The 24,398-nt window shown below is 66.7% G+C and carries 22 protein-coding genes and 2 pseudogenes; 16 read left to right on the top strand and 8 right to left on the bottom strand.

Features of this window, described 5'->3' with window-relative positions:
* Positions 1-747 precede the first annotated feature (747 nt).
* The 4 genes from ACIBM5_RS41710 to ACIBM5_RS41695 all read left to right on the top strand — a co-directional run bounded on the left by ACIBM5_RS41710 (position 748) and on the right by ACIBM5_RS41695 (position 3,469).
* Positions 748-903 carry a hypothetical protein gene (locus ACIBM5_RS41710; RefSeq protein WP_396011902.1) on the top strand — a complete coding sequence of 52 codons (156 nt, stop codon included), beginning with the start codon at positions 748-750 and terminating at the stop codon, positions 901-903.
* A gap of 88 nt (positions 904-991) precedes the next feature.
* Positions 992-1,921: a hypothetical protein gene (locus ACIBM5_RS41705; RefSeq protein ID WP_396011901.1), complete on the top strand. Its 930-nt coding sequence runs from the start codon at positions 992-994 to the stop codon at positions 1,919-1,921.
* Positions 1,918-2,427, top strand: a complete 510-nt coding sequence (locus tag ACIBM5_RS41700) for a hypothetical protein (protein ID WP_396011900.1) — start codon at positions 1,918-1,920, stop codon at positions 2,425-2,427. The genes ACIBM5_RS41705 and ACIBM5_RS41700 overlap by 4 nt, the downstream gene beginning before the upstream one ends.
* 232 nt (positions 2,428-2,659) lie before the next feature.
* A complete protein-coding gene (locus ACIBM5_RS41695) occupies positions 2,660-3,469 on the top strand; it encodes an SAM-dependent methyltransferase (protein ID WP_396011899.1) in 810 nt (269 codons plus the stop codon).
* 23 nt (positions 3,470-3,492) lie between these two features.
* On the opposite strand, the gene ACIBM5_RS41690 is transcribed toward ACIBM5_RS41695, so the two are convergent.
* From ACIBM5_RS41690 to ACIBM5_RS41680, 3 genes are all read right to left on the bottom strand, one after another.
* The gene (locus tag ACIBM5_RS41690; RefSeq protein WP_396011898.1) at positions 3,493-4,413 is read right to left on the bottom strand and encodes a helix-turn-helix domain-containing protein; all 921 of its coding nucleotides are present in this window, start codon (positions 4,411-4,413) and stop codon (positions 3,493-3,495) included.
* A gap of 91 nt (positions 4,414-4,504) precedes the next feature.
* Positions 4,505-4,741 carry a DUF397 domain-containing protein gene (locus ACIBM5_RS41685; protein ID WP_396011940.1) on the bottom strand — a complete coding sequence of 79 codons (237 nt, stop codon included), beginning with the start codon at positions 4,739-4,741 and terminating at the stop codon, positions 4,505-4,507.
* 356 nt (positions 4,742-5,097) lie between these two features.
* The gene (locus ACIBM5_RS41680; RefSeq protein ID WP_396011897.1) at positions 5,098-5,646 is read right to left on the bottom strand and encodes a Mu transposase C-terminal domain-containing protein; all 549 of its coding nucleotides are present in this window, start codon (positions 5,644-5,646) and stop codon (positions 5,098-5,100) included.
* A 401-nt stretch (positions 5,647-6,047) separates the two neighbouring features.
* Between ACIBM5_RS41680 and ACIBM5_RS41675 the strand changes: the two genes are divergently transcribed.
* The gene (locus ACIBM5_RS41675; RefSeq protein ID WP_396011896.1) at positions 6,048-7,595 is read left to right on the top strand and encodes a restriction endonuclease fold toxin-2 domain-containing protein; all 1,548 of its coding nucleotides are present in this window, start codon (positions 6,048-6,050) and stop codon (positions 7,593-7,595) included.
* 26 nt (positions 7,596-7,621) lie between these two features.
* Positions 7,622-8,077: a hypothetical protein gene (locus ACIBM5_RS41670; protein WP_396011895.1), complete on the top strand. Its 456-nt coding sequence runs from the start codon at positions 7,622-7,624 to the stop codon at positions 8,075-8,077.
* A gap of 69 nt (positions 8,078-8,146) precedes the next feature.
* Here the strand turns inward: ACIBM5_RS41670 and ACIBM5_RS41665 are convergent, their stop codons facing one another.
* From ACIBM5_RS41665 to ACIBM5_RS41650, 4 genes are all read right to left on the bottom strand, one after another.
* A complete protein-coding gene (locus ACIBM5_RS41665) occupies positions 8,147-8,953 on the bottom strand; it encodes an SDR family oxidoreductase (protein ID WP_396011894.1) in 807 nt (268 codons plus the stop codon).
* Positions 8,954-9,020: 67 nt separating this feature from the next.
* Positions 9,021-9,686, bottom strand: a complete 666-nt coding sequence (locus ACIBM5_RS41660; RefSeq protein WP_396011893.1) for a helix-turn-helix transcriptional regulator — start codon at positions 9,684-9,686, stop codon at positions 9,021-9,023.
* Between the two features lie 421 nt (positions 9,687-10,107).
* Positions 10,108-12,018, bottom strand: a complete 1,911-nt coding sequence (gene dxs, locus ACIBM5_RS41655) for a 1-deoxy-D-xylulose-5-phosphate synthase (RefSeq protein WP_396011892.1) — start codon at positions 12,016-12,018, stop codon at positions 10,108-10,110.
* 79 nt (positions 12,019-12,097) lie between these two features.
* Positions 12,098-13,342 (bottom strand): cytochrome P450, encoded by a 1,245-nt coding sequence (locus tag ACIBM5_RS41650; protein WP_396011891.1) that lies wholly within the window; start codon positions 13,340-13,342, stop codon positions 12,098-12,100.
* A gap of 249 nt (positions 13,343-13,591) precedes the next feature.
* Here ACIBM5_RS41650 and ACIBM5_RS41645 point away from each other — a divergent pair, with 249 nt between their 5' ends.
* From ACIBM5_RS41645 to ACIBM5_RS41600, 10 genes and pseudogenes are all read left to right on the top strand, one after another.
* Entirely contained in the window at positions 13,592-14,665 is a 1,074-nt protein-coding gene (locus ACIBM5_RS41645; protein WP_396011890.1) for a polyprenyl synthetase family protein, read from the top strand.
* The gene (locus ACIBM5_RS41640; RefSeq protein WP_396011889.1) at positions 14,665-16,005 is read left to right on the top strand and encodes a cytochrome P450; all 1,341 of its coding nucleotides are present in this window, start codon (positions 14,665-14,667) and stop codon (positions 16,003-16,005) included. Before ACIBM5_RS41645 ends, ACIBM5_RS41640 begins: the two co-directional genes overlap by 1 nt.
* 56 nt (positions 16,006-16,061) lie before the next feature.
* A complete protein-coding gene (locus ACIBM5_RS41635; protein WP_396011888.1) occupies positions 16,062-17,159 on the top strand; it encodes a hypothetical protein in 1,098 nt (365 codons plus the stop codon).
* Complete coding sequence (locus ACIBM5_RS41630) at positions 17,156-18,181, top strand: Rieske 2Fe-2S domain-containing protein (protein ID WP_396011887.1); 1,026 nt, start codon at positions 17,156-17,158, stop codon at positions 18,179-18,181. Before ACIBM5_RS41635 ends, ACIBM5_RS41630 begins: the two co-directional genes overlap by 4 nt.
* Positions 18,156-19,265, top strand: coding sequence for a methyltransferase (locus tag ACIBM5_RS41625; RefSeq protein WP_396011886.1), 1,110 nt, complete (start codon positions 18,156-18,158; stop codon positions 19,263-19,265). Before ACIBM5_RS41630 ends, ACIBM5_RS41625 begins: the two co-directional genes overlap by 26 nt.
* Positions 19,266-19,285: 20 nt before the next feature.
* On the top strand, positions 19,286-20,512 hold the full coding sequence (locus tag ACIBM5_RS41620; protein ID WP_396011885.1) for an erythromycin esterase family protein: 1,227 nt from the start codon (positions 19,286-19,288) through the stop codon (positions 20,510-20,512).
* Positions 20,513-21,094: 582 nt separating this feature from the next.
* Complete coding sequence (locus ACIBM5_RS41615) at positions 21,095-21,286, top strand: hypothetical protein (RefSeq protein WP_396011884.1); 192 nt, start codon at positions 21,095-21,097, stop codon at positions 21,284-21,286.
* A gap of 397 nt (positions 21,287-21,683) precedes the next feature.
* Positions 21,684-21,935 (top strand): annotated as a pseudogene (locus tag ACIBM5_RS41610) (DUF721 domain-containing protein); the annotation flags it as partial.
* Positions 21,936-22,281: 346 nt separating this feature from the next.
* On the top strand, positions 22,282-22,545 hold the full coding sequence (locus ACIBM5_RS41605) for a hypothetical protein (protein WP_396011883.1): 264 nt from the start codon (positions 22,282-22,284) through the stop codon (positions 22,543-22,545).
* Positions 22,546-23,330: 785 nt separating this feature from the next.
* A pseudogene (locus ACIBM5_RS41600) lies at positions 23,331-24,040 on the top strand (IS110 family transposase); the annotation flags it as partial.
* A 138-nt stretch (positions 24,041-24,178) separates the two neighbouring features.
* Here the strand turns inward: ACIBM5_RS41600 and ACIBM5_RS41595 are convergent.
* The gene (locus tag ACIBM5_RS41595) at positions 24,179-24,304 is read right to left on the bottom strand and encodes a hypothetical protein (protein ID WP_396011882.1); all 126 of its coding nucleotides are present in this window, start codon (positions 24,302-24,304) and stop codon (positions 24,179-24,181) included.
* Positions 24,305-24,398: the final 94 nt, after the last annotated feature.

Raw genomic sequence — 24,398 nt, 5'->3', positions numbered from 1 at the left:
TCACGCGGTTCGATGTCGGGACACATCGAACCGCGTCCCCGGCGCTGACGAACTCGAACACCGCGCCTGCACCACCTGGACCCCGGCCCCGTCGCGGTAGGCATGCGCTTTGCCCGGGCCGCGACTCGTCGAGAACTTTCGCGGCGAACCCCGGCGTCCGAGCGGAGGCCGAGACACCCCGCCCTGCCGGTGTCGGTGCCGTGTGCTGGGATCGTCACGAGCCCCGACGGTGTTCGGGCCGGTGGTCCACGGCCCTTCCCGGAGGGGATTTTTTGCGTATGCACGCGCCGATGCCCGCGCATATTGACCCGAACGAGTGAACTTAGAACGGAGATCGCCGACGGCCCGGCCGGGCGATCGCAGGATTTCGCGGAAATTGATCGAAACTGGGTGGGACGATCGCGAAACGATGACGGAAAATTCCCGATTGCAACGCCGGGGACTTCGAATTCGATCACTGAAAGTGACTCGGTCAAGGAAGCCGTTCCCCGGCTTTTGTCACGCCACGTTGCATGCCCGCGAATCGATGGCGCTGCCCTGACCGGGGGCAGTACGGTCCAGAAGCCCGAAGACAACGCGACCCCGCCGGCGTTAGTGGCGCCGACGGGGTCGAGGGAAAGTCAGATGAAAGGTGCTCTACGCATCATGCCCTTCACCCACCAAAATGCCCTTGCACGGCATTCGGTTCCTCCCGAAACTACCATTCCGTGTCGCGGGCACGGTGAAACGACACGAAGCCTGCGCATTGTGGACGTGTCCCTGCGCCTGAGTCTGGTGGTGTGCGCTCCCACCGCGCCGCTGGTCGCCTGGGCCGGGTCCCTCGACGTCGGCGCGGCTGCGTTCCTGGCCACCGCCGCGGCCCTGGCCGGCCGCTCCGTCGTCCGCTACGTCCACGTCCGCTGACCCGAACGCCACCCGGTCGCGCCCACCACGAGGTGGGCGCGACCCGGTCCCGCGACCGTGTCAGCCCCGCGAAGGGAGAAACCGCACGATGAACACCGACCGCGGAACCACCGCGTGCGCGGCGTGCGGCATCATGTTCGACCAACACCCAGGCACCGGCCGTAAACGGCGCTACTGCACCATCGACTGCCGCCGCACCGCCGAACGGGCCCGGCCCAGAACCAGCACCGGCACGCCCCGCCGAGCGCCCGCTCCCGAACCCGTCCGCGCCACCGCCGCTGCGGAACTGGCCACATTGCTGCGCACGTTCGCGGGCGCGGTCGAGGACGCCGGCCGCGCCCGGGCGGTGCTGCGGGTGCGCCTGTCCTACACCGACCGCGACTCCGGCCGCATCGTCCGCTACGGCGCGGTCGTCGGCGCCGACCGCCCGGCGCGTGAACCCCGCGGGACGCACACCGTCGGTGCCGGCGGTGAGCCGGCGACCACCCATGCGAGCCGTCGCCTGGCCGCGGCGCTGCGCCTGTGGTGCGAACGCGACGGCGCGCCCGTGGACCGCCTCGCCCGCCGCGCGGGCATCGACGGTCGACGCCTGGCCGAACTCCTGAACGGGGAGCAGCGGCTTCCGTCCTGGCCTTCGGTTCACTCCCTGGTGGCGACCGTGGGCGGCGACGTCGACGGTGCGCGGGCGTTGTGGGAGGTCGCCTGCGACCTCGATCATCGTCCCAACCGCAGCCGCGAGGACCTGACCCGCCTGCTCGCCGCGGCGCTGCGTGTTTTGCGCGACACCCGGCCTTCGCGTCCCGACGCCCGCGAGCCGGACTCGGTCGCCCCTGGCGGGACGAAGGACCGGCCGTGTGCCGAGACGGTGCCCGACAGGGCCGCTCTCGCTGCCACGAGCGCGGAACTCGACGTTCCCGTGGACGTGTTGCGGCGCCTGTGGTCGGATGCGCATGCCGCCGACCCGGGCCCCCTCGGCCGCCGTCGAGCCGGGCGCCACCACAGGGACGGGGAGCGGTGATCGCCATCGGACGCCCGCCGCGCACCCCGGCCCGCCCCGGCACGGCCTCGACGTGCGCCCGGCAACGGGCCCCGGAGGCGGCGGTCGGAATCGACGTCGCCGCGTTCGCGCAATTGCACCGCGAGTCCTGGCGGCGCTACGCGCGAGCGCGCCTGGGCGACGAGGCAGAGGGAACCCGCGTCGCCGACGATGCCCTGGGTCGCCTGGCGGGCGCCTGGGACGGCCTGATGCGCGACGCGAACCCGACCGCCCGCGCGTGGGACTGCCTTCGCCGGGCGGTCGGCGCTCACCGGCCCGTCCGGCACGGCGACCGCGCCCACCGACTGCTGCCGGTGCGCGAGGCGGACGCCGTGGTCCTGCATTACCGCCTGGGCCTGACCCTGACCGCCGCCGCCGCCCTGATGGGCACCGACGTGCCCGAGGTCGCCGCACGCCTGGTCCTGGCGGAACGCCGGCTGCCCCAACCCACCGTTCGCGCCCTCACCCTACGGCCCGCCCACCCCTGACCGACCCGATCGTCCGGCCGCCGTCCCCGCAGTGCCGCGCCGGCCGCCCGCCGGGGGCGGGCGGGCGGATGTCGGGCGCCGATTCTCCCCACCCCGGTACCCCCACGCGCCCGCCGAGAATCGGCGGGCTCCCCTCGAACGGGTGGCTGCGCGAGAGCGCGCCGCGCACCTAGCATGAAGGGCACGGCGATTCGGGGCGCCCGCCGGGGCAACCCCGGAAGGGGTGGCAACCGTGAGTGCGGAGAAACGCGTTGTCGAGGCGATCGACGTGGACACCCCGAGCGTGGCGCGCATGTACGACTGGCTCCTGGGCGGCACCGACAACTACCTCGCGGACCGTGACGCCTGCCGCAAACTCCTGGAGATCGCGCCCAGCACCCAGGCCCTTGCCCGCATCAACCGGGCGTTCCTGCGCAGGGTCGTGCGCCACCTCGCCGCCGAGTGCGGGATCCGACAGTTCATCGACCACGGATCGGGCCTGCCCACCCAGGACAACGTGCACGAGATCGCCCAGTCGATCGACCGCGCCTCCCGCGTCGTGTACGTCGACCTGGACCCGATCGTGCTGGCGCACGGGCGCGTGGTCCTGCAGGAGAACGAGGACACCGCCGTCATCCGCGCGGACATGCGCCACACCGACACCATCTTCGCCCACCCACAGGTCGAACGCCTCATCCGCCTCGACGAACCGGTCGCCGCGTTGTTCGTCTCCGTCCTGCACTGCATCCCCGACAAGGACGACCCCGCGGCGCTGATCCGCCGCGTCGCAGCCCGCCTGCCGTCCGGGTCCTACATGGTGATCTGCCAACTCGTCAGCGACGACGCCGCCGTCCGCGACGCGGTGACCGACTTCATGGCCCACACCACCCCCGAGTGGGGCAGGGTTCGCGCCCCCGACGAGGTCCGCGCCTACTTCGACGGCATGGACATCGTCGATCCCGGTCTGGTCGAAGTCTCCCTGTGGCGGCCGGACTCCCAACTCGCGCCACGCCAACGTACGAAGGAATGGCAGGAGTGGGGCGGCGTCGCCCGCGTCCGCTGACCGACGCCCACCCAACCCGGACCTCACGTTTGGTGCATGTACCGGGTGATCGCCTGCTCCAGCATCGCCTCGGTGCCCGGCCCGTCCTCCGCCGCCTGCACCAGCTTCGACAACCGCAGCCGGTAGGCGTCCAGTTCGCTCTCCCGGCTGAGATACAACGCCCCGTCGATCTGCTCGAGATACACCAGCTCCGACGGGCCGCCCGCAGCGAACCGCAACACCGTGACCGACGACGGCGGAGCCACACTGGCGGCCTCGCCGTAGCGCACCACGTTCACCGAGATCCGACGCCGGCGCATCTGAGCGAGCAGGAACCGCATCTGCTCGGCCATCACCGCCGGGCCACCGACCGGCCGCCACAGGATCGACTCGTCCAACAACGCCAACAACGTCGGCCGCTGCGGGCCCCGCAACAGCGACTGCCGTTGCATCCGCATGTCCACTCGACGCTCGATATCGGACGCCTCCGCCCCCGGAAACCCGGCCCGGACCACGGCGCTCGCGTACGCGCGGGTCTGCAACAGGCCCGGCACCACTTGGACCTCGTAAGTGCGGATCTCCTCCGCCGAATCCTCCAGGCTGATCAACCGTCGCAACCAGCCCGGTGTCACGTCGCTGTAGTGACTCCACCACGACTCCGTCGCCGCAGTCCGCAGCAACTCGTTCACCTCGGCGATCGTCTCCGGAGTGTCGGCCCCGTAGAACGCGACCAGATCCAGCACGTCCCGCTCCCGCGGTGGATGCTCACCGCGTTCCAGGCGGGAGATCTTCGACATCGAAGCCCGGATCACCGGCGCCGCGTCCTTGAGGCCCAGCCCCCGCGCCCGGCGAAGGTCGCGCAGCATCGCCCCCAGGATCTTCACCGCCGCGGCGGGATTCTCCTGACGAACCAGCGGCGCCACCTTCGCCTTCGACGGGATCCGAACCGGACGATCCGCGACCATGCACACTCCCGAACGCCTGACGACGCGCGTCATTATCCCCGAACAGGTGCGCCACGTCCGGCCCACGCCTGAACGACCCCGAATAGGGCGATCACTCGGTCAGATGGTCGAATTCACCCGTCTTGGCGCCCGCCAGGAACGCGATCATCTCCTCCCGCGTGTACACCAACGCCGGCCCATGCGGACTCCGGGAATTCCGCACCGCGACACCGCCATCGTCGAGTTTCGCCATCTCCACACAGTTCCCCTCGAAATTGCTTGCACTGCTCTTCGCCCATCGCGTATCGACCAACGCGTCCGCGTGCTCGACGAAACCGATCTGCGTCATCACGACCTCTTCCACCTTCGATCGACAACCCGACCGGCCGCGCGAATCGCGTATGCATTTGCACGACGATCGATTCCGAAAGCGTAACCACGGCCACCAACCGGCCAGAAGTCCCCTGAAAGAGTGGTCGCTTCCCCCACTAGAGAACCGGGAGTCCATCGAAAGAGAGGACCCAAGTGACGACCTGCCGGTCGCCAGAGACTGGCCAGCCGACCAGACCGACGATCGCCCATCCCCAGACACCGAGCCCGGCACCGAACAGCTTCGACACGGTCCGGCAGAGTCTCCGTACCCGGGCCCGGTTCGGGTGGCGCCCGGCCGGGTCCGAGCCGGGAGCGAGGTACCGGAGCGCGCGGTCAGCACCGCGTCCTGGGCGGCCCGCGAGACGCCTCGGCCGTCGCCTTCGACGACCAGGCGGAAACCGGCGGTCGCGGTGCCGTCGCCGGGCAACGGCGCGAGTTCGCGGCGTTCGCGGCGCGACGCCCGGCGGCGTTCCTCGCCGAGCCGTTCCGCCTCCGCGCGGGCGTGCTCAAGAAACGCCCGGGTCTGCTCGGGGGTGAGCTGCCCGGTGGGATACGCGGTACACAGGTGCCTCCCGTCGAGGAAGACCTCGTCGAGCGGTCGTCGTGCGGCATGTGGCGGACCTCGACGCTCTGCCCGCCCCGGCCGGCCAACTCCGGGGCGACGTAGGCCAGGCCATGGTTGTTCACGCCGTCCTTGCCCACCCGCCCGACACCGGCCAGCAGCAGGTGCCGCAACACCGCGGCGTCCAAGCGGTGCACGGGCGCCTCGTCCTCGTTCCGCGCAGCCAGCGGAGTACAGCCGGCGAGGGCGCGGTGCGGGCGCTCGGTGTTGTACCAGCGCCCACGCGGCGAACCGCTCGGCCAGGCGCTCGATTGAGCCATCGCCACTTCCCGCGGTGCGGACCCTCGCGCCGCACCGACCGGACTCCGCGGCGTCGGTCACGGGGGAGACCAGGTACCCAGCCCCCGGCCAGAACGGGGACTGCCCGCCGCTCGCGGTGCGGCGGCCGACCCCCGCCACGATGCCCATGCCGCCGAACGCGCTGCCCACGCCCTCCCGGACGAGATCCGCAAGCACCGCGCCGCAACAACGGATAGGGACACCACGCTTCCCAAGACGTTCCCGAATCTCCGGACGCCGGATTCCTCCCGCAGAGCAACCAAGAACTCCGTGCCGTTGCGGCCATGGCGGGAAGCAGGCGTCTCCGCCGCGACGCCATGCAACTCTTCGAACTCGCGATAGGTTCGGTGTCGCTCACACTCTGTTGACGCCGGGGGGCGGTATGACCGAGGGGTTCGAAGCGAGCCTGGAACGGCTGATGGTGACCGCGAGGGGGTTCTCCTTGTTACGGGAGCGGATCGACCTGATCGCGAACGGCCTCGCGAACGACCTCGGCGGCTCCGCAGGGATGGCCGGGGACGACGGCGCGGGAAACGCGTTCGCCAAGGTGTACCAACCGGCGGCCCGCGCGACGGTCGATCAGATCGGATTCGCCGCGGCGGTGATGGGCGAGACCTCGGCGACGGTGATGCGCACGGCGGCGAACTACCTGGCCACAGAGGACGCCGTCGCGGCGTCGATGCTGCAGGCCAACTCCGTGAACGCCGGCATCGACCTGATGCGCGGCCCCGCTAACGACCCGTGCAACTCGACAGCCCGCGGACAGGACCTGCCGCACATCGTCGACGAACAGGGATCCTTCGAGAAGGTCGTCAACCCCTCCAAGGGCAACCGCGGGAAACTCTCCGCCGCCGGCGGCAGCTGGCGCTCCGCGGCGGGACTCGTCGACCGAGTCCTGACCGACGCGCAGGAAGGCGCCCGGACGATGCTCGCCGAGTGCCGCGGCATCGCCATGGAAGGCTTCGACGCCTACTTCAAGCTGTTCGTCGGCTACCAACCGGCACCGAACGTACCCACAGACTGCGCCACCCTGGTCGCGAACCTGGCCGCGGCCTGCCGACAGATCGCCCAGGCCTGCGACAACTACGCCGCCCACGTGAAAAAGGACCAGAACGACTTCCACTTCCCACCCCGCGTCTTCGGCGGCGACGACCACCTCAAGAACGCCGTGCTGTCCGACCCCGCCATCAGGGCCCTGGGCGACCTGCCACCCATCCTCGACAGCACCCGCGCCAGGGTCGTCCTTCCCCAAGGCGGCGGCGGAACCCCCGGATTACCCGGCCTGCCGCCCATCCTGCCGGTCCCCGTCCCCGTCCCGATCGTGCCGGTACCGGTGGCCCTGGCCTCCACCACGAACATGAGCCTCGCCGGCTTCTTCACCGGCACGTTCGGCCAACCACCCCCGGTCGACCCGACACTGATCACACCACCCCTGCCGCCGCCCCCGGGAACCCCGCTCCTCACCCCGCAGGAACGCGCCCGATTCGACGCCTGGCAGGCAGGCCTGTCCAGCCACTCGTTCGCCAACAACCGCGACGAGAAGGACCCGGACAACGCCTACCAGCGTCGGACCGCCGGATACCCCGAATACGACCTCCCTCTCCCCGACACCGACAAGAAGATCCAAGCCGACGGACTACGCCCCGAAGACGGCGCGATCGTCGAGGCCAAGAACGTACGCAACACGAAGTCGACCTGCCGCACCGAAGTCAGACTCGCCGACTCGAAGATCAACGAACCCATGATCTGGGACAAGAACATCTTCGAACAGGACGAGTCCGAGATACGCCGATACAACGACGCCGTCACCGAGTCCAAGGGCCAGATACGCAGCGTCGAACTGCACACCAACCACGCCCCGAGCGTGGCCTACTGGCAGATCCTCATGGCCGCCCACCACACCACCGGACGCGTCGTCCTCACCCCCTGACCACACCGACACCATCCGGAGAGTCGATGACCGACCCCGCCACCTACGCCACCCACTGGTTCCTCGCCCCACCCGACGGCCACCCCTGGGGACTGACCGCCGAGGACCTCGCCACCGACCTCGCCCGACGCCCCGACGCCGTGTGCACGACACACCGCACGATCACCGGAAGGGACCGAATCGAATTCGGATTCCTCATCGGAGACTGGATGTTCACCGGCGCCTACGCACCCGACCGCGAATCCCTCACCCTCGAGATGTGCACCGCCCCCGCCGCCTCCGAAGTCCTCACCACCTGGTTCCTCGGCCTGCTCCCCCCCGGCGCCGAAATCGTGTTCAACACCCAGGACGGAGTCGACAACGGCTACGGCAACACCAACTACACCCTGCCCCACGGCGGAGGCGCCATGGCCGTCGCCCGCGCTCTCGGCGACCACCTGCGGCAAGTGTGGAGCACCGGCCACACGACCGACACATCCTGACCCCCAGGTATGTCGGGCCGGCCGGCCCGAAGGCCGGCCGCCACGGCGGATGTGAGGGGATGCAGGTCGTCAGCCACGCCGTGCCGACGGCCAATCGTCCGGCCGTTGAGCGGCCTCCAGTCCGCCGTCGACCACGATCACCGAACCGACGAGATAACGAGAACTGTTGCCCAGTAGGAATTCGGCAACGGCGGAGACCTCGGACGGCCGCCCGGCCCTTCCTGCTGGAACGTTCATGTTGTCGACGACACTGTTCCCCCGGTGTGTTCGCCGTGCTTCGGCGACCATGGGTGTGTCGATCATGCCAGGGGAGATCACGTTCAAGTTGACCCCGGATCCGATCCATTCCGGCGACGGGGCGTGTCTGCGGGCCCAACGGGCGACTGCAAGCTTGGCCGACACGTAGGTATCGGAAGCACCCATACCGTCGGCGATGCCGCACGCCAATTCCGCGTCGTCGAGCAGGCAGGCATCGACGAGTGCGCTTGAGACGCCCCTGCCGATGACCGCACCGACCGATCCGATAACGACTGCGGCGGTCGGCCGTTTCAGATGGGGAAGCAGGCCGGTCAGGAACCTGGTCGTGCCGAAGTAGTCCACGGATACGATCTCGCGGCCGGGCGCGGCGGAGTGCCCGGACAGACCGGCGAACGTCACCACGCCGGTCAACGTGTCGCCGAATGACCGTGCCACTGCTGTCACTGCGGTGTCGCGGCCGCCTTCGGTGCCGAGATCAGCGACGACGTCTGCGGTGTGTCGGTCAACACCGATGACATTCGCGCCTTGGGCGCGGAGACGCCGTACCAGACATGCCCCCATACCGGATGCCGAACCGGTGACGACTATGCTTTGCGGATTTGTGTCGCGAGAAACCATCGCGGTTCCCTCTTCCGGGGAGATTCAGAGAACACGGACCGAGGAAGGGTCGGGGGGTGTTCGGGCACTAGCAGAGAATTCCGAGTTCCTTGGCTCGTTTCACTGCCTCGCGCCTGGTGGATACACCCAAAGATGCGAAGATCGAGTGTAGTCGTCGATAGAATTCGGCGCGGGACCATGAGAACTGTTGGGCAACCTCCTTCATGGGCAGAGACTCGTCTTCAAGTGTGCGTAGCCATTCGAGTTGTTCTTCCGTGAAATCAGGGATTCTGTCCTCGTGCTGGGTCACATGCACAGGACCAGCATCGGATACGCCCGCTTTCCTGTGCATGTGTCGAGTCACATGCACAGGAAAGCGGGCGTATCCGATGCTGGCCTGTCGTACCGTCTCGGCGGCTTCGTCGGGAGGCGCCGAGGAAGCGAAGATGACGCAGGCGCCGCAGCTCAGGGCTTGTCGAGCCGATTCGGATGTGGCCTTGGCGACGACGGCAACGATCGGAGATTCGTCGAAACGGCGGGAGGTTTCCAGGAACCTGGCCCGATCGCGTTGCGAGACGAAGGGAGCGACGACGACAGAAGGACGCAGGTCGTCCTCTACGTGTTCGGCCGAATCGATCCGGAGGATGCGGAAGCCCAGACTCTGTAATGTGGCGAGGGGGTCGTCCTCCATTACCCAGGTGAACCCTACGAAGATCGCCAGGGGGACGGAGTTTCGATCCTTCGCGGCTGTCATGAATGCCACCTTCCCCGGTTTCGGTGGGACGTATGGGATTCCTCTGCACCGAGATGCGCACCCAACCACCTTGCGGGTTGGGCTTGCGTTCGCAGCGTACGAGCAGCCGACGATGTGTCACAAGGGCTCTCGAAATCATGTCTGGATTCGATCGAGGGGCGGGAAGGGGTCAAATATTTTGCTCCGCGCGGAGGTCGTAGATGATCCGGCGAGGAGGGCACCACGAGGGCTTTGTTCTTGCGGGCGCGCGGCCGGTCGGATTCACGGAAATGCGCCAAATTCCGGTTTCGCACATGTTCGAATCGGAATAAAAGTCTGAGCGCCGCGACCGGCATGTAGCCGGTCGCGGCGCTCGGACGCGGAGACGTATTTGTTTGTACGGCGCGGCGTTCTAGCCAGTGCCCGGCGAAGCTGCTGCTGATCAGTCGTCCGCCGGCGCCGCCGCCCGGGTGGTTTCCGGCTGGCGCATCGCGACCAGGCCGGTGACTTCTCGTGCGATGTCCTGCGCGGTCAAACCGATTTCGGCCAGCAACTCCTTACGGGAGGCGTGTGGGAGGAACCGGAGCGGGATGCCGAACTCCCGCGTGGGGACGTCCACATGCGCGTCGCGGAGGGCTTGGGCGACCGCACTGCCCACGCCGCCGACACGGCAGTTGTCCTCGACGGTGACGACCAGGCGGTGCCGCTGCGCCAGTGGGGCGAGAGCGTCGTCGACCGGCTTGACCCAGCGCGGATCCACAACGGTCGACGAAATCCCCTGACCGTTCAACAGGTCCGCGACCTCCAAACACATGGGCGCGAATGCGCCGATCGAGACGATCAGGACGTCCGGGATCGGTTGCCCGTCGCAACGCAGGACATCCATGCCGCCCACCCTGCCGACGGCGTCCACGGCCGGCCCGACAGCGCCCTTGGAATACCGCACGACGGTCGGCGCGTCGTCGATCGCCACGGCTTCCCGCAACTGCAGCCGGACCTGGTCGGCGTCGCGCGGCGCGGCGATCCGCAGGGATGGGACGCATTGGAGGATCGACAGATCCCACATGCCGTTGTGCGACGCACCGTCGGAACCGGTCACTCCCGCCCGGTCGAGGACGAAGGTGACACCGCACTTGTGCAGCGCCACGTCCATCAGGACCTGGTCGAAGGCACGGTTGAGGAACGTCGCATACACGGCGAAGACCGGGTGCAGGCCACCGAGCGCGAGGCCGGCGGCAGACGTGACCGCATGCTGTTCGGCGATGCCCACGTCGAAAACCCGGTCGGGGAACTCCTTCGCGAACCTCTCCAGCCCGACCGGCTGGAGCATGGCGGCCGTGATCGCCACGATGTCCTCGCGTTCGCGGCCGAGTTTGACCATCTCCTCACCGAACACCGCAGTCCAGTCCAACCCCGCGGTGGCGATGGGCAATCCGGTGTCGGGATGGATCGGTCCGATCCCGTGGAAGTGGTCGGCCTCGTCCTGCTCGGCGGGTCCGTATCCCCGCCCCTTCTCGGTGAGGCAGTGAACGATAACCGGGCCGTCGAAGGACCTGGCCCGACGCAGAGCCGACTCCAGGGCGCCGATGTCATGGCCGTCGATCGGGCCCACGTACTTCAGACCCAGATCCTCGAACAGGCCTTGAGGGGCGACGAAGTCCTTCAGCCCCTTCTTGGCGCCGTGCAGCGTTTCGTAGATCGGTCGTCCGACGACGGGGGTACGCCCCAGGAAATCCTTGCCGCGGGCCAAGGCACGCTCGTATCCGTTGCTCATGCGGAGGGAGGCAAGATGATTCGCCAACCCGCCGATCGTGGGAGAGTACGAGCGTTTGTTGTCGTTGACGACGATCACCAACGGACGGTCCCCGGCAGCCGCGATGTTGTTGAGTGCCTCCCAGGCCATGCCGCCGGTCAACGCCCCGTCGCCGACCACTGCGACCACGCGGTCGTCACACCCGCGCAGGCGATTGGCGCCGGCCAGACCGTCGGCCCAGCTCAAAGCTGTGGAGGCATGGCTGTTTTCGACGAAGTCGTGTGCCGACTCGGCTCGCGAGGGGTATCCGGAGAGCCCGCCCTTGCCCTTGAGCCTGCCGAAGTCCCGCCTGCCTGTGAGGAGCTTGTGCACATAGCACTGGTGTCCGGTATCGAAGACGATCTTGTCCTGCGGGGAGTGGAATACGCGGTGCAGGGCGATGGTCAACTCGACGACACCGAGGTTCGGACCCAGGTGGCCGCCCGTCTTGCTGACCGCATCAACGAGGAACGTGCGGATCTCCCCCGCCAGTTGCTCCAGTTGCGCAGGGACGAGGCCTGCCAGGTCATGCGGTCCGTCGATGCGGGTCAACAGGCTCACGCATTCTCCTTGGTGGGGTGGCTCGTTGCGGACGATGCCGGACTGGTCGAGTCTACGGTCCGGTGCGTGTCGTCCTTCGTCAACCGGTGGCCGGAGGAGGAGCCGCGGAACCGACGGTCCAACCGCGCCGGGTGATTTCCACCGGCAAGCCGGTGAGCGCGTTGAGGAAGTCGGAACGCAGACGGGTGACGTCGCCCGCGAGCGTCAGAGTCGGCATCTTCTGGACCACTTGGGCCACGACCAGGCGGGTTTCAATACGCGCGAGGCTCGCTCCGAGGCAGAAATGCGGGCCTCCGCCCCCGAATGAGACATGCTCGTTCGGGGACCTCCCGACGTCGAAGCGGAAGGGTTCGGAAAAGACTTCCTCGTCCCGGTTAGCCGAGAGATAGGACAGTGCCACCTTGTCGCCCGCCTTGAGGGTGACTCCCCTCAGCTGGGTCTCTCGCGTGACGTTTCGTCGGAAGTACATCACCGGAGTGGCCCACCGTAAGACCTCCTCCACTGCGTTGGGCAGCAGTTCCGGCGCGCTCCGCAACCGTTGCATCTGGTCCGGGTGGGTGATCAGCGCATGGACGCCCGCCGAGAGCGCGTTGCGCGTGGTTTCGTTGCCGGCACTTGCCAAGAGCAGGAAGAAGATGTCCAGCTCGAGGTCGCTGAGCTCCCCGTCGGCTGCCGCCAACAGGTCCGAAAACAGGTCGTCCCCGGGTTCGCGTACCCGCTTCTCGCGCAGACGGGCGATGTACGAGTACATCTCGAAACGCGCCGTCATGGCAGCTTCCTCGTCGTCCAAAGCGGACATCCGGTCTGTCCACCTGCAGACTTCGTCACGGTCGCTCTCCGGGACGCCCAAAATCTCGCAGATGACCTGCAAAGGAAGTGGTTTCGCTATGTCCTCAACGAAGTCAAAGGTCTTGGCTGCCAGCGCCTTGTCGATGATGCTTGTGGTGAGGGCTTCGATCCGTCGGGTGAGTCGCGCAACGATCGCTGGGGCGAAGCCTCGACCCACCAGGGAGCGGTAGCGCGTGTGCTTCGGCGGGTCCATGTAGAGGAGCACCTCACCTTCGAGCGCGGCTAGTGCGGCTTGGTCCTCGGTCAGATCGTGCATTCCCACCACTCCGCCCCGATCCGCGGCCGAGGAGAAGGTCAGGGGGTCACGCGAACAGGAAACGACGTCTGCGTGCTTGGTCACCACCCAGAATCCCGGGCCGTTCGGTTCGGGGTGTCGCCAGACCGGCGCCTCCCGGCGCAGGAATGCGAGTTCCTCGTGTGGAGCCCGCGAGACGATTCTGTCGGTATCGAACAGGTCGATGTCATCGAGTCGCACCGTTGTGTACCTGACCTTCGGTCCCTGGAAATGACGGAGACGGGTTTTTCGGTGGTCAGTGCGTCACCGTAGTGCCGTGCCTGGTTGTCTCGACAGCCCCCAGCGACACGTTGAGACGGTGTCTCGGACGGGCGGTTCGCTCTTGACCCGCCCGGCTCCCCGCGCACAGGCTCCCAGGGGAGTCGGGGGCGACTGATTCCGCCGCGATCACCGGCAGACACCCCGAGGGGCTCCAGAAGGGAATGAATCATGCATCGCACGTTTACCGACAAGCGCGCGTCGGCGGAATCAAGAGCACACTGGGTCGAAATCCCGCATCCTCTTACGGCTCAGCTCGCGCGAGTAGACAGCGAATTACAGGATGCGACCGAGGGACCGAATGCTCCGCGTCCGGAACTGACGGCACATCTGACTCGAGCGGGCGGAAAGAAGCTTCGGCCTCTATTGGTGCTGGCGAGCGCTCACGCTGTGTCGGCGGAGATCCCCGACGGTGCGATAAAGGCTGCCACGGCCGTCGAACTTCTACATCTTGCGACTCTGTACCACGATGATGTGATGGATTCCGCGGCAACCCGGCGCGATCGGCCCACGGCAAACTCGCTCTGGGGTAACAACCGGTCAATCATGGCGGGCGACATGCTGCTGGCACAGGCCTATCTCGTGGCATCTTCGCTGGCGGTGGAAGACCTGGATCGAATATCACGAACATTGGAGGAGTTATGCAGCGGTCAGGTTCAGGAAATGGAAACCGCGTTCGATCCACGGCGAACGATCGAGCAGTACCGGACGTCGATCGAGGGTAAGACGGCGTGTCTGCTAGCGACGGCCTGCTGGCTCGGCGCCCGACAGGGCGGAGCGACTCCCGCCCAAGCCGAGGCACTCGCCCGCTATGGCTTGGAGTTGGGCATTGCCTTCCAGATCATCGACGACATCCTGGATCTCTACGGAAACCCTGCCTCACTCGGAAAGCCGGTGGGCGGCGATCTACGCGCAGGCGTGTACACCTTGCCGCTGATCCTGGCCATCCAACAGTCACCGTCGCTATCACGTCTGCTGAGCGTGAGCCCCAGCGAGACCAACGTTCAAGAGACAATTTCCGATCCGGCGGTCGTTGCGGCGGCCGCCCGGGCAGCCTCCGTTGCGCTCCGACACATGGAATTGGCGCTCGAGCATCTGGCGGCCTGCGGAGGCCGAGCCGACGGGACCGACCTGCTCACCCACATTGCCGACGCGGTGAGTGTCCAGCTCCGCACGACATCCCTTCCGAGGCGGCCGCACTCGGCAGCAGCCGAAACGCTGCATTCGCTAAGGCAGGGGGCCTGATGACCGAAACCCCCGAAACACTCGACGGCGCTATCCCCGGTCCCCACGGCCACCCCGTGCTCGGCATGGCAGGCGCGTTCAAACGTGATCTTCTCGGTACCCTGCACGCCGGATTTCACGAATTCGGCGACATCGTCGAGTTCAGGATCGGCTCGAAGCGATGGAACCGCAAAGTCGTCGCCGTGTATCGCCCGGAAGTTGTCAGCGAGGTCTTCGCGGACCTGGAAACGTACGGCCGCAACACTTCGTCGTTCGCCAGCTTGGGAGAGATGTTTGGCGAGAATCTGGTGACCACGGAGGGTGACGCATGGCGCCGGCAGAGGCGTTTGCTCCAACCGTTGTTCACCCCACGACACGTCTCCCAGTATGTGGCACTCATGCAAGAGGAAGCGGACCGACTCCGCCAAGAAGGGTATGTCCAGACGAACGGAATCGTGGACCTGGTTCCGGTCCTGGAGCGCTACGCACTGCGCATCCTCAGCCGCACGCTCTTTCGAGGCCACGATGGAGTGGAAGAGGCAATCGAGAAATTCGAGCGATTGGTTCCACTGATTGGATCTCGTGTACGCGGGCGGGCCAGCGCCGTCCCCCGGTTGCCGCTCGGTGCCCCGATTCTTTCGTCGAGACGCTTTCTGGCCCTCAGGAAGGAGCTGTACAAGACGGTAGACGGAATACTGGCGCGCCCTCGCAAGGGCAATCCGGACGACTTGGTGGGGCGGATACGCGCAGCCCGAGATCCGGAAACCGGCCGACGCCCGACGGTCGACGAAGTACGCAACCAGGCGCTCATCTTCCTGGTCTCGGGTCACACCACGACGTCGAACGCGATGACCTTCACCTTGTACCTCCTCGGTCGCCATCCCGAGATCCAGGAAATCGTGGCGAAATCCCTCAACCAACCCACAATCGGCCCTGGGGAGTTCGACTTCGTACGCGGCGCTGTCCAGGAAGCCATGCGGTTGTACCCATCCGCTTATGCCGTGGCCCGACGGGTCACGGCGGACACCGTTCTTGCCGGACACCGCATCAAGCGCGGGACGGACGTCATGGTGTCCCCGTGGGTGACCCATCGTCATCCGGACTTCTGGCCGCATCCGGACGATTTTCGGCCCGAGCGGTTCCGGGGGCCGAACAAGAGGCCGAGATACGCGTACTTCCCGTTCGGTGGCGGGCCGCGGGTCTGCATCGGTGAACATTTGGCCATGCTGGAGGCGACCACGGTCATCGGCAGCCTGCTGTCGCGATACCGCGTCGTGTCACAGGACGCCGAACTGCCGCTCGCACAGCTTGTCTCCCTACGGCCAGCCGGGCCCGTCCGTACACGCTGGGAACCACGCTGACCGATGGTGCGGCTTCCCAAAGATCGACGAGACGCCGAAAGAAGGGTCGAGATCAAGTGGACAGCGATACCAAGGAACGAAATCACCGACTGGAACTTCTACCTCTATATTGTCCGATTCCCGAAGCCGTGCATCCGGACGCCGACGCCATCGAGCAACACTGCGTCGAGTGGCTGGACCGCTTCAAGCTCTACTTCGATGACGCGCAGCGCAGCCGTTTGATCGGGACGAAGGCCGCCCTCATCTACTCGATGGCACTCCCCGAGGCTGACGCCCAGCGGGTCGCCGATGTGTCGAAATGGTTGTACTGGGGCTTCGCCACCGACGACATGTTTTACGACAACGGACCCACCAGCGTCAACGCGGCGGATTTCCTGAAGATGGCTGCGCGCTTGGTGCGGCTGTGCGAGGAGCCGCGGGCCAGTTTCGCCTCCGAGCTACCGTTCTCCGACGCCCTGCGCGACCTCGTCCGCAGCATCACCGGATCGGCCACGCCACTGCAACTGCTGGAATGGAGCCAGACGGCGCGCGCCTGGTTCTTCGGCATGGCGTGGGACGTCGGAAACGCCGAGCGCGGGAAGCCGCCCGGTCTGAACGACTACCTGATGATGAGGATGCACACCGGTGGCCTGGCGAGCTGGGTGACGAGCCTGAACATCGCCCAAGGAATCGAGTTAGCGCCCCGCGAGAGCGCTGCGGGACACGTACGGGCCCTGATGGAGTCCTGGTCCACGTTCGCGCTCATCATCAACGATCTGACCTCGTACGCCAAAGAGGCGCGGAACGGCGATACCAGCAGCAACATCGTGACTGTGATCGCCCACGAGCGAGGATGCACACCGCAGGACGCCCTACGTGAGGCCTATCTGATCTGCGACCGAATCTCGGCACTCTTCACGGCGCTTGCGCAGCGGGTCCACAAGCACGGAAGCCCTGCGCTCAGCACATGTGTCCGTAACCTCGAGCACACGTGGCGGGGAATCATCGAATGGGGATTTCAGGCAGCGCGTTACAACGTCGACCCGCACACCGGCGAAGTCTTTCAGGAATTCCCCGGATGGGCTCCACACCCGACGACACAGGACCGCGCGCCTCTGCCCTACCCGGCTATCTCGTGGTGGTGGGACGAGCTCGACGACGGGTCAGGACGGTGACCCCGGAAAAGGCGGCCACGATGCACTCCGGCGCGGGATACCCCAACGGATGGTTCGCTGTGGCCTTCAGTGACGAGGTCCGGCGGGGGAAGACCGCGCGACGTCTGCTGGCCGGCGAGGAAGTCCTCGTCTACCGCACCGTCGGCGGGACCATCCGGGCTGTCGATCCGTATTGTCCGCATCTGGGCGCGAACATCGGATTCGGCGGCACCGTCGACGGCGAACACCTGGTGTGCCCCTTCCACCGCTTCGCCTTCGACGTATCCGGAAAATGCGTTCGCACCGAGTACGGGACGGCACCGCCGCGGGCCGTCGTGCGGCACCGTCCGGTCGACGAGGTCAACGGTGTCGTCTTCGTTTGGCGCCACCGTGACGCAAGCGCACCGACATGGCACATTCCGAAACTCGCATTGAACGACTATCCGCATACCAGGCAATTCACCGCCCGTCTTCGCGGGCACCCGCAGGACGTTGTGGAGAACGCGGTCGACATCGGCCACATCACGCCAGTCCACGGCTACAACCGACCCCGCCTGCGCAACGTTATGTCCACCGAAGGGCACATACTTCGCATAGGTCCGGCCGTTCGACGGGACGTACCACTCGTCGGGAGCATAGACGTCGACTTCGATGTCGAGGCACACGGCCTCGGGTTCGAGTACGTCTCGGCCGTACTAACCCGCCCGCAGCTTTCCGTAGTCATCCAGATGATGCCGACTCTGCGTGGACCGAAGGATTTGGAGATTCGCTTTCGAGTCGCCGCCAAGGCCGACAGCCGCCGTTTCGGCTCCGCAATCAACAGCCTGACCGCAGCAGTGCTCACCAATGCCGTCGGTCGACTATTCTGGAGAGATTTCAAACTCGATTTTCAGATCTGGGAGCACAAGAAGTACGTGCTGCACCCGAGGTTGGCACACGGTGACGGCCCAATTCCACAATTCCGCAGATGGGCTGCTCAGTTCTATTCCACAGACGCCGAGAAAGGAAACGACGCACGTGACCGAGCAGAATCTGCACAGTGAACCGGTCGATGACGAAGGAGCCGGTGCCACGGCGCTTGCAGGGAAAACGGCCTTCGAGCAAGTGTTTGCGATGGCCACTCTCTTTACCCCCTGGGCACTGCGGACGGCAGTCACCCTGCGCCTCCCGGACCTGATTGCGGCGGGAGTATCGGATCCCGTCGACCTGGCGACCGCGACATATACGCATCCGGAATCACTGCACCGCCTCCTGCGCCATTTGGTCAACGTCGGGATCATCCTTGAAAGCGTCTCGGGCGAGGTCGAACTCAGCGATTTGGGAACTGTGCTGCAGGAGGACCATCCTGGAGGGTTGTCACGCATACTCGACCAGTCGGATGGGCTCATCCGACGTATCGATCTGGTGACCTCGGAGCTGCCGGAGGCGATACGCTCCGGTGGCCCAGTATGGGAAAAGCTCCACGAACGGCCCTTCTGGGCGGACATCATCGGCGATTCGGAGCTCTCCGCGTCATTCGACGCCACAATGGCGATTCATGCTGGCCGGCTCGGTCCCGGCCTAGCCGAGGTCTACGACTGGAGCAACGTAGGTCACGTGGTCGACGTCGGAGGCGGAATTGGGGAAATCCTATCCGTCCTCTTGCGCACGCATCCGCATCTGCGAGGCACCCTGGTCGATCTGCCAGAGACTGCTGCCCGGGCGGCAGAAGGGTTCCGCAAAGCCGGATTGGACGGGCGCGCGCGGGTGGTCGGACAGAGTTTCTTCGATGCCTTGCCGGACGACGGCGACGTCTACCTGCTCTCGCACGTCATCCACGACTGGCCGGACGTATCGAGCCGATCGATTCTGCGACGCTGTCGAGAAGCCGCAGGTCGTACTGGCAAGGTACTCGTGGCGGAGCGATTGGTCCCCCCGACGGGCAGTGTCGGCAACGCCATGGTGAGCCAGCGTGACTTGGGAGTACTCCTCATTCTAGGAAGCAAGGAGAGGGATGCCGAGCAGTTTCGAATGCTTGGTGACTCGGCCGACCTAACACTGACCAGCGTAACTCCGGTGATATCCGGCGACCCGGTTTTTCTGCTCGAATTTGCGGCCGAAGAGAACGAGCCCGGCGACCGGGTGTAGAACTCCGCTTGGGGGACAGCATGACTGGTTTGGAAGACCCCGACGTCTTGGAACTGCGGCGCATAGCTCTACCGGTGTCCGTGGCCTTGGACTATCCGAACCGGGAGCTCCGCTCCGTGCTGCAGAAGGTCGGATCGGCCCGGGTGGTGGGGCTCGGCGGGACGACGAGGAAAGCCCGCGAATTCGCCCGCCAGCAAACGCGGATCGTGACACACCTTGTGTCATTCCACGGTTTTCGGGGAATAGCGTTGGAAGAAGACTGGACGCTGTGCGTGGAACTCGACGCGTCCGTACGTGGACGACAGGACAATCTGCACCGACTTCTGGCACAAGCCCGCCCCTTCTGGAGCACCGTGGAGACAATGCGTCTACTGAACTGGGTCAGATTGTGGAATGCCAGCCACACGAATGATGAAGTTCGAATCCTGGGGCTGAACGCGGATGCAACACGCTCGAGCGCCTACGATGCCATTGCTCACGGCTGTGCCGGAAAACTGCCAGACGCGGAGGCAGCCGAACTGGCTGGACTATTGAACCGCCTGGCCCCGACGGCCGATATTCAGGAACATGCTCGACGATTTCGTGCTCTCGGTTCCACAGAACAGCAGGCCGTTCTGGAAGAAGCCCGTCGGATTCATTCCCTGGTATCACGACAGCCTCTCAGCAACAGTGGTCTGTTGGAACGACATGCGCTCGCCATCGTGGACTTCTACCGATACCACTCGAATTCACGTGGCGATATTCTGCGCTATGCGGCGGCCCGAATGGCGGACCACCTGCTATGGTGGCTCGAAGCGCATGACGCAAAGGTTATATATCTCGGCGGTGCAGCACATACGGCGGTTGCTTCAACCTTGACGCTGTCCAATCCGGAGATCACTCAACCCAACACGGGTAGCTTACTGCGGAAGCATTTGAGCGAGGGATATCAGTCGATTGGATTCACCTTCTCGACGGGTAGAATCCATAGTGAAATACCTGTACCGGACGCCGCGTTCACCGAATCAGTTCTCGGCCGGGTGGAGACCCCCGCGTTCATTATTGATCCAACTCAAGCACGCGGCGATTGTGGATTCTTCACCAGCCCCGCAAAGATTCGGTCGGTGGGGCCGTTATACGAACCAACACGCGACCCCGAGTTCTCGATGACGGGCGGCTCCCTACGTGATTGGTTCGATATTCTCATGCATACCCAAACGATCAGCCCGACTCAGGCATTGTCACCGGACGACCTTCGAACCTGGTGATATCCGACAACCGCGTAAGGCTCTACGGGGTCCACGCGGGGTGCCGGATCCGGACCGTACCTATGCGGGCGTAGTAGTGAGGAAGTTATGCGGAGCGCGCGGGTGCTCGCACGAGTACGACGACTTGGACCCGGCCCCCGCCCGCGAGCAGCTCGCCCGCGAACGCGCCGACACCCCCACCGGGATCGAGGCCGGCCGCCTGGGCCGAGGCCTGACCCTGTCGAGGCACGAACGCGCCGCGCGGGAACTCGGCTCGACCGACGCGATGGTCCTGGCCTCCCCCTACGCGGCACACCGCCTGTCACGGCTGGTCAACGACAGCCGGATCGAGCCGCGCGGAGCCCTGGTGTTCGCCTGCCTGCTGCACTTCACCGGCCGCGACGAGGCTGCCGACTTCTGGTGGCGCTTCGCTGCCGGAGCCGGCAGCCACACCGCCGCCTACTGCCTCTACCTCGACCCACCGCACCCGCGGCGAGGTCCGCGACTCCCACCACTGGCTCGCCCAGGCCCACGACCTCGCCCGTGCGCCGATCGCCGTCGGTCCCCACGACAGCCGCGACCTGCTGCTGTTGCCCGAGCCGCATGGCGATCCTCGAGCAGTGCCGTCGCGGCGACCTGCCCCGCCTGCCCAACGTGCTCGAGGCGGTCGTCCACGGTCTGCGTGTCGAGGACGACAATGAGGACTACGGCGAGATTCCTCAGCCCGATGAAGGCCTTCACCACGCTCTCGTCCCGCCGGGACACGTCTGGCTGACCGAAAGTCCCCACGCATGACGAGCCGGTCACGCCTCGGTCCCGGCTGGGGATCCGCCCGTCGACGACCGGGAGCGCGAGGACGGCCTGCCCGAACCGGCCGCAACGACCACCGCGCAACGGAACCGGCTCCGGTAGGACGTCACCCACGACCCCGACGACCCGAAACTGGGGGCGCTCCTGGTGATGGCGAGTCTGATCGACCTCGCGCAGCGCCTGGCGACGTCGACCACGACGAAGCTGACCAGCGCGGGCGCCAGGTGATCGCGTCCACCGAGGACGTCCGCCCGCAGGACCCAGCCCGCCTCGCGCTGCCGCCCCTGCTGCGGCCCGCGACCGCACCGGCGAGGCCCCCGCGAAACGGGCCCGCGCCAGCAGGTCCTGGGCGGCCCGCACCGACGACCGCGACCCACAGCCCCTGGGCAGTCTCCTCGAGCAGCTGCTCGTCGACCGCGGCTGGGCCGAGCCGCTCACCGGTGGGTCCATCGCCGACATCTGGCCCCGCGCCTGCCCCGAATACGCCGAACACGTCCGCGCCGGTCACTACGACCCCGACACCGGCCGCCTGGACCTGCACCCCGCCTCACCCACCTACGCCACCCAACTCCGCCTGCTGGAGAAGTCGTTGATCGGACGGATGAACGCCACCGTCGGCGCGGAAACCGTCCACTCTCTGCGCGTGATTCCGCCCTGCGCGACGCCCCGCACACCACCGGACCACACCGACGCGCGGCCCCGCGTCCAGTCTCCGACACCACCGCCACAACGCCGGGACAACGTGGTCCGAGAGCCCGATCCTCCTCGCCCACGAGCCCGGGAGGCGGGCACAGACTCTCCCGGATCCAGCAGGCGGGATTCCTGGACGCGGGCCCTTGCACGGCCCGCCGGGAGCGTCAGGCCCGGACGGGCCGGTTCCGAGACGGTTGAGGCCGCCCGTTCTCCGGCAGTCCGCATGCGCCTGTCGGATACGACCCCGGCCCGGGCGTGCCGTGTCGTTCGTCTGACAGGATGGGGCCATGGCGCGAGAGACGACGCACGACGAACGGTTGCGAGACCTCGAGGCCGAAGCATTCCGCACCGGCCGTACCCTGGCCGAGCACTCGGAGCAGCTCAAGACCGTCACCGAGCAGCAGCAGACGGCGTTCCGCAACGTGGACTCCCTCGCCGACGCCGTCGGCGCCCCCGGGGACCGAAGCATCGCCCAGCGCCTCGACACCATCGAACGTGTCCTGTTCGCCCTCGCCCGCGCACAAGGCATCGCCCCCGACGACCCTGCCTGATCCGCCGCCGGCATTCGGCAGCAGCCTTCCCTCATGGCCGACCTCGCCCGCCAGGCCCTGGGCGCCGCGCTAGCGGCCAACACCGCGGCGCGTGGCGGGCCCCGTTCGCTTCGCGCCCACGGACCCGGGCAAGCGGCGCGGCCAGCGCCGACGGTCGCGACCCACAACCGGCGGCCGCGATCGCACTTCGGAGCGTTCGTCAGCATCGCCGCCGCATCCATCTGCTACCGCAGGTACGCCAAATGAAACGACTTCTTAAGCGCCCTACCCCGGAGCGAACCACGGCTGGGAGAGCGCCGGCGAACACTGCGGCACGGTGTGCGTCCTCCGTTTACACGACGTTATCGAGTCGGGCGCCACCTGCCCGCTGTGCGAACCCGATGAACGCCCTGGCAGGAACTCCCGTCCCGACACGCGACGAAGTGCTCCGGGCCGTCGAACGCCGAAGGCCCGACCGAGAACGGACCGAATGGCCCCCGTCTCCCGTTCTCCGCCCGGGCCTTGCTCCGGAACTCCCGACCGATCTGTCGGCGATCGAGATCCGGGTATGGATTCCATACCTTTCTTCGTGGGTTGATTCGGGTCATTCGTAAGATCGGGACACACCCAGGGGTGCCGGGTGTGGCTGTCATGGTTACGCCGTGTTTGTGGCTTAGAGAGATTGGCCGCCCGGCGCCCCGCGACGACTCGACCGCTCATTGGGATGCGCGAACCGGATCGCTTGTATGGACACGTCGGCGAGGTCGTCTGCTGGGAGAGCGGAACAACGACGAGGAGGAGGTCCGGTGCCCGAACTGTGGGCGGGGACGGACGCGGGCACGGCCGAGCACCACTGCACGGTCATCGACTCGGACGGCGCGAAGGTGCTCTCGCGCCGGGTGCCGAACAACGAGGCCGAACTGCTAGAACTGCTGGGCGATGTGGTGGAGTTGGCCGACGGAGACCCTGTCACGTGGGCGGTCGACCTGAACGCCGGCGGCGCCGCGTTGTGGATCGCCCTGCTGGTCGACCACGGACAGAAGCTGCTCTACATTCCCGGCCGGACCGTGCACCACGCCTCCGGCTCCTACCGCGGTGACGGCAAGACCGACGCGAAGGACGCCTTCGTCATCGCCGACCAGGCCCGGATGCGCCGGGACCTGCAACCCCTGCAGGAGACCGGCGAGATCGCGGTCGACCTGAAGATCCTGACCGCCCGCAGCATGGACCTGTCGCGGACCGCACCAGGGCGATCAACAGGCTCCGCGCGCAGATGCTGGAGTACTTCCCTGCCCTGGAACGGGCCTTCGACTACAGCACTTCCGAGACCGCGCTCATCCTGCTCACCGGCTACCAGACCCCGGCCGCCCTGCGCAGGATCGGCCGGACCCGGCCGGTTACCTGGCTGAAGAACCACGGCGTCCGGGCCGCCAACCACGCCAAGAGCGCGGCGGAAGCGGCCGTCACCGCCGCCGAGGCACAGTCCACCGCCGTCCCCGGGGAGAGGACCGCCGCCCGGCACGGTCGATGGCGGCGATAGCATCGAGGGCGCTGTCGAGGCTGTCGTGGTGGTGTATCCGCGTCGTCGGCCGGCAGTTGGGTCCTCCACGACGAGGCCCCGCGCGAACGCGCGGGCCTCGTGGTCTCGGCCGGTTCAGGCCGAGGCGGACTCACCCTTGTCGTCGTACTCGTCCAGGACCGCGAGCAGTTCGCGCAGCATCGCCCGCGTTTGCGGGTCCCGCGCGGCCGCGCGGACGGCCTCGGTGTCCAGACTCTTCACTAGTAGGACTTCGTTAGGTCTTGCCAGATATGTCTGTCGAGAGCATGTTGTGGGTGTGGACATGCGGCAGGTTCGGGGCCTGCGGGCGGGGTTG

Origin of the sequence: Embleya sp. NPDC050493 (assembly GCF_044458105.1) — a bacterium.
GTDB lineage: Bacteria > Actinomycetota > Actinomycetes > Streptomycetales > Streptomycetaceae > Embleya.
This window is presented reverse-complemented; position numbering and strand designations above follow the sequence as displayed.